The organism is Flavobacterium sp. (assembly GCF_039930565.1).
In the GTDB taxonomy this organism is placed as follows: Bacteria; Bacteroidota; Bacteroidia; order Flavobacteriales; family Flavobacteriaceae; genus Flavobacterium.
The window spans coordinates 1-5542 of sequence record NZ_JBDTTP010000132.1; the positions used below are offsets into that span (position 1 = coordinate 1).

6 protein-coding genes and 1 pseudogene are annotated in these 5542 nt (G+C 33.1%); 3 read left to right on the top strand and 4 right to left on the bottom strand.

Annotated elements, in window-relative coordinates; genetic code table 11:
* Positions 1-308: pseudogene (locus ABI657_RS18760) on the bottom strand (tyrosine--tRNA ligase); the annotation flags it as partial.
* 155 nt (positions 309-463) lie between these two features.
* On the opposite strand from ABI657_RS18760, the gene ABI657_RS18765 reads away from it, so the two are divergent.
* Positions 464-1465 (top strand): NAD-dependent epimerase/dehydratase family protein, encoded by a 1002-nt coding sequence (locus tag ABI657_RS18765; RefSeq protein ID WP_348098800.1) that lies wholly within the window; start codon positions 464-466, stop codon positions 1463-1465.
* Between the two features lie 3 nt (positions 1466-1468).
* On the opposite strand, the gene ABI657_RS18770 is transcribed toward ABI657_RS18765, so the two are convergent.
* Genes ABI657_RS18770 through ABI657_RS18780 form a run of 3 tightly spaced genes read right to left on the bottom strand, consistent with a single transcriptional unit; the run spans position 1469 to position 4031 of the window.
* Positions 1469-1945 carry a DUF4296 domain-containing protein gene (locus ABI657_RS18770; RefSeq protein ID WP_348098801.1) on the bottom strand — a complete coding sequence of 159 codons (477 nt, stop codon included), beginning with the start codon at positions 1943-1945 and terminating at the stop codon, positions 1469-1471.
* Between the two features lie 9 nt (positions 1946-1954).
* Complete coding sequence (locus ABI657_RS18775) at positions 1955-3295, bottom strand: dihydroorotase (protein WP_348098802.1); 1341 nt, start codon at positions 3293-3295, stop codon at positions 1955-1957.
* 10 nt (positions 3296-3305) lie between these two features.
* Positions 3306-4031, bottom strand: coding sequence for a polyprenol monophosphomannose synthase (locus tag ABI657_RS18780; RefSeq protein ID WP_348098803.1), 726 nt, complete (start codon positions 4029-4031; stop codon positions 3306-3308).
* Positions 4032-4135: 104 nt separating this feature from the next.
* Here ABI657_RS18780 and ABI657_RS18785 point away from each other — a divergent pair, with 104 nt between their 5' ends.
* Together ABI657_RS18785 and ABI657_RS18790 are read left to right on the top strand one after the other, a co-directional pair.
* A complete protein-coding gene (locus tag ABI657_RS18785) occupies positions 4136-4807 on the top strand; it encodes a DUF4271 domain-containing protein (protein WP_348098804.1) in 672 nt (223 codons plus the stop codon).
* 14 nt (positions 4808-4821) lie between these two features.
* Positions 4822-5542 (top strand): uroporphyrinogen-III synthase (locus ABI657_RS18790; protein WP_348098805.1); only part of this gene is annotated, 721 nt, incomplete at its 3' end.

Consider the following 5542-nt stretch of genomic DNA (forward strand, 5'->3'; position numbering starts at 1 on the left):
ACACTTTTGATTCCGGCAACATTTTTAGCCAGAGTTTCTTCGTTCAGTAAATTTCTTTCATCTGATTTACCTGATGGATCTCCAATCATTCCTGTAGCACCACCAACCAAAGCAATAGGCTGATGTCCGAAATTTTTTAAATGAACCAATAAAATAATCTGAACCATACTGCCAATATGTAGTGAATCTGCAGTTGGATCAAAACCAATATACGCCGTAGTCACTTCTTTCAGCAATTGTTCTTCAGTTCCTGGCATACTATCATGATATAACCCGCGCCACTTTAATTCTTCAACTAGATTCTTCATTTTTAAAATAATTTGTGCAAATGTAGTCAATGTCAATAACAATTTCAAAAAGCAATTTTAATGAAAATGTAAAAAGCAATAAGAAAATCAAAAGCCTTATCAATTTTGACTCGCTGTAACTTTGTCCCTTTCCAGCAAAAACTTATCTTTACAAAATGGTATTAGTAACAGGAGGAACTGGTTTGGTTGGATCACATTTATTGCTTCATTTAATTGAAAATGGAGAAAATGTAAGGGCTATTTATCGAAATCGGGATCACATTCAAAAAACAAAATCGCTTTTTGAATTATACAAAAAAGGTGGTTTATTCGAAAAAATAAATTGGCTTGAAGCTGATATTTTAGATGTTCCCTCTCTTGAAATTGCTTTTATCGGCATTGAATATGTTTATCATGCTGCAGCTTTGATTTCGTTTGATCCAAAAGATGAAAATGCACTTCGAAAAACTAACATAGAAGGAACAGCCAATATGGTTAATTTTTCTTTAGCCAAAGAAGTAAAGAAATTCTGTTTTGTAAGTTCGATTGCCGCTTTGGGAGATTTAGCTCCCCATGAAACATACATTACGGAAGAAACGGACTGGAACCCGGAAAAACCCCATAGCGATTACGCCATTTCTAAATATGGTGCCGAAATGGAAGTTTGGCGCGCGCTTCAGGAAGGTTTGGATATCATTATTTTAAACCCGGGTGTAATTTTGGGACCAATTCCAAAAACAAAAATTTTTGAACATGGAAGTTCTGAATTGTATATCAAAGTCAAAAACGGCCTTTCATTTTACACACTTGGAAGCACAGGATTTATCGTCATCAAGGATGTTGTCAGAATTGCCTTTGAATTAATGAAAAGTGATATAAAAAACGAACGTTTTACCTTAATTGCAGATAATGTTGTGTTTAGGGATGTTTTAAATACGATTGCAGAAGCGTTAAAAGTAAAAAAACCCGGAATTCATGCAAAACCAATGTTCATGAATTTCCTATGGATTGCTGACTGGACGTTTTCAACTTTATTTTTTCAGAAACGAACAATAACCAAAGCAACCGCAAAAGCTTCCTATTCTAAAAATTTATATTCGAACGAAAAAATAAAAACCGCTCTGGGAACGGTTTTTTTAGATGTGCATCAATATATAAAAGAAGTTTCAAAGCTGTAGCGATTATTTTTGCTTCAATTGCATTCTTTTTTTAATAGAATCAATATTGATTTTTCTGAGTGGTATTTTAACAGAGTCTTTTTTTACAGCAGCTGCTTTATTCTTTTTTGCTTTAGCAGCCGCTTTCTTTTCTTCTATTTTAACTAATGAGTCTGCTTTCTTTTTGCTTTTATCCAATCGTTTCGCAACCTCATCAAAAATTTCCTTGTAGCTCTTATAATCAGCAGCATAGTACATATTACTCTGTGCAAATTGCAGGCTGTCTACTTTATATTTCTGTAAAATAAACTTTGTAGGACTAACTTCCATCGAATCCAGAGAAGCCGGATTTTGATAGCGTATCGCTTCCAAAAGAGATAAATTATACATAATATCAATCATTTTTTCTTTTTCAATAAGTCGTTTAGGCTCTTTAACCAAATCCTTTTTACAACTTGCAGAAAGAAACAAAACGAATACTATCAATATAAAATTCTTCATTTCAGTTTTTTATCTGTCAAACAATAATCTTTTTCCAGCACGGATATCTTTTACTTTGAAATTGTTGTAAACCAGTTCACCATTTACAAAAGTGTGTGTAATTCTGGATTTAAAAGTATAATTTTCAAAAGGAGACCACCCACATTTTGCCAAAATATTTTCTGGTTTTACACTCCATGGCAAACTTGGATTTACAATGACCAAATCGGCAAAATAGCCTTCTTTTACAAAACCTCTTTTTTCGATTTTAAAAATTTTTGCCGGATTATGACACATTTTTTCTACAATTTTCTCCACTGTAATTTTGCCCTGATGATGTGCTTCGAACATAGCAATTACAGCATGCTGCACTAATGGTCCGCCAGAAGGGGCGTTTAGGTATGATTGGTTTTTTTCTTCTTTTGTATGAGGCGCATGATCTGTAGCAACAACATCAATACGGCCATCATTAAGGGCTTTCCAAAGTTCTTTTCTGTCAGCAGCCGTTTTTACAGCAGGGTTCCATTTGATAAAATTTCCTTTTGTTTTGTAGTCTTCATCGGTAAACCAAAGATGATGCACACAAACCTCAGCTGTAATTTTTTTATCTTCTAATGGAATTTTATTAGTAAACAATTCCATTTCTTTCGCTGTCGAAAGATGAAAAACATGCAAACGTGCTCCGGTTTTTTTAGCCAGCGCTACTGCTTTTGAAGAAGAAATATAACAAGCTTCTGCACTTCTGATTAAATGATGTGCCGTAACCGGAACATCCTCACCATATTGCTCTTTGTATAATTTCAGGTTATTTTGAATGGTTGTTTCATCTTCACAATGAACCGCAATTAACATAGGCGTACTTGAAAATATTTTTTCTAAAGTTGCTTCGTTATCTACCAGCATATTTCCTGTTGAAGAACCTAAGAAAATTTTGATTCCGGCAACATTTTTAGGATTGGTTTTTAAAACTTCTTCCAGATTGTCATTGGTTGCGCCCATCATAAACGAATAATTCGCAAATGATTTTGCGGCGGCAATTTGATATTTATCTTCCAGGATTTCCTGAGTAACTGCATTAGGAACCGTGTTAGGCTGTTCGATAAAAGAAGTGATTCCGCCTGCTACAGCAGCTCTTGATTCAGATTCTATATCCCCTTTATGAGTTAATCCAGGTTCTCTAAAATGTACCTGATCATCAATTGCTCCGGGAATCAAATAGTTTCCTTCGGCATCTATTACTTTGCAATCGGAGGTTTTTAGGCTTATGCTATCGTTAACTTCAACAATTAAGTCGTTCTCTATCAATACATCACCTTCAAAAATCACCCCTTCGTTTACAATTTTAGCATTTTTTATTAAAATCCTATTCATGTTTTTGAGTTTATAGTGAATTGACTAATTTTTTTAATCTGAGTGAAATTACACCTAAAATAGCTTCTTTGATAATGGCATTGCTCATTTTTGAAACTCCTTTGGTCCTGTCTGTAAAAATAATAGGAACTTCTGTTATTTCAAATTTTGCACAGTAAGTTCTGTATTTCATTTCGATCTGGAAAGCATATCCAACAAATTTAATTTTGTTAAGATTTATTTTTTCAAGAACTTCCTTTTTATAACATACAAATCCCGCTGTGGCATCATGAATTTTCATTCCGGTAATAAATTTAACATAAACCGAAGCAAAATAAGACATCAAAACCCTGCTTAAAGGCCAGTTTACCACATTAACACCTGTTACATAACGAGATCCTATGGCCAAATCTGCACCACCAAAATGACAGGCATCATATAATTTTTCAAGATCGTTTGGGTTATGTGAAAAATCAGCATCCATTTCGAAAATATAATCATATTGTCGTTCTAAAGCCCATCTGAAACCATGAACATATGCTGTACCCAAACCTGATTTTTTAGCTCTTTTTTCAAGAAACAACTTCCCTGAAAATTCTTCCTGCAAAGCAATCACTTTATCAGCTGTATGATCCGGTGAATTATCATCAATTATTAAAAGATGAAAAGGTTTGTGCTGTGAAAGTACGGCCCTGACTATACTTTCTATGTTTTCAATTTCGTTATAAGTGGGAATTATGACAATACTATCATTCATTTGCTGCGTAATTTCACCGCAAAAGTAAACTTTTTATGCCATTTGATTCATAATAAATTTATAATAAAAGTATTGACACAAAAAATTACTAATTTTGTAACGCTATGATTGAACAACTTCATCCAAGGATACTGGAAAACAAAGATTGGGCTACACTTTTGTTTGTGGCCGCGTTTGCTGTTATTGCTATGACCAAGTCTGCTTATGAAAACAGATTCAGCGAATTTACCAAATTGATTTTCTCAGATAAATACGTTAAGATTTACCGTGATACGAGTCATTTGAAAAGCAGTTTTACCATATCGCTGTTCTTAGTTCAAATCGTTTCATATGCTTTTTTTATTCAGCTTACGATGTATATTTTTGGTTATACAGAATCAAAAACAGATTGGGTATTATTTATTCAGATTGTCACTTTTTTGCTTTATTTTATTTTAGCAAAATTTTTAATAGAAAAAATTGTAGCAACTTCTTTTAATATAGATGAGTTCATAGATGTTTTTAACCTTCAAAAAGCAACTTACAGAAGCTACATTGGCCTTATAATCCTTCCTTTTAACGCTATTTTATTTTATCATGAGAATATTTCTCAGGTTTTTCCTCTAATAATAATAGGCATTTCAGTATCTATAAGCTTGTTCTCTTACTTTATTTCAATTAAAACTTATCAAAATATAATAATCAGCAAGTTATTTTATTTTATTTTATATCTTTGCGCTCTTGAAATAGCCCCTTATTATTTTCTTTATTATTGGATAACGAAAGGGAGTGCTTAGAAAATGTTTATAATATGAAAGTGAAAACAATTTTGGTGTCACAGCCTGAACCTAAAGTGGAGAATTCTCCATACTTTGAGCTCCAACAAAAACACAAAATAAAAATTGATTTCAGACCTTTTATTCATGTGGAGGGGGTAAACGCAAAAGAGATCCGATTACAGAAAATCGATCTTAATCATTACACTGCAATTATCCTGACAAGCCGAAATGCGGTAGATCATTTTTTTAGGGTAGCCGAAGAAATGCGTTATAAAGTTCCTGAAGGATTGAAATACTTTTGCCAATCTGAAGCTGTTGCTTTTTACCTGCAAAAATATGTAGTGTACAGAAAACGTAAAATATATGTAGGAGCTAAGGATTTTGCTGATTTATCGCCGCTAATCAAAAAATACAAAGACGAAAAATTCCTGCTTCCTGCATCTGACCAGTTAAATGCAGATGCCCCTATTACTTTAAATAATTTAAAAGTAGATTGGTCACAAGCAATTTTTTACAAAACTGTAATGAGCGATTTGTCTGATTTGGCTGACGTTTATTATGATGTTTTAGCCTTTTTTAGTCCAACCGGAATTAAATCATTGTTTAAAAACTTCCCTGATTTTCAACAAAATAATACAAGAATTGCAGTATTTGGAAGCACGACTCAGAAAGAAGCTCTTGATCATGGATTAAGAATTGATATTCTTGCTCCAACTCCTGAAACTCCTTCTATGACAATGGCTTTAGAAAAAT

Bases quoted from the DNA above. Each gene is read 5' to 3' on its own strand.
- ABI657_RS18770 (WP_348098801.1), bottom strand. From the start codon at position 1,945: ATGAAGAATTTTATATTGATAGTATTCGTTTTGTTTCTTTCTGCAAGT.
- ABI657_RS18785 (WP_348098804.1), top strand. From the start codon at position 4,136: ATGATTGAACAACTTCATCCAAGGATACTGGAAAACAAAGATTGGGCT.
- ABI657_RS18780 (WP_348098803.1), bottom strand. From the start codon at position 4,031: ATGAATGATAGTATTGTCATAATTCCCACTTATAACGAAATTGAAAAC.
- ABI657_RS18765 (WP_348098800.1), top strand. From the start codon at position 464: ATGGTATTAGTAACAGGAGGAACTGGTTTGGTTGGATCACATTTATTG.
- ABI657_RS18775 (WP_348098802.1), bottom strand. From the start codon at position 3,295: ATGAATAGGATTTTAATAAAAAATGCTAAAATTGTAAACGAAGGGGTG.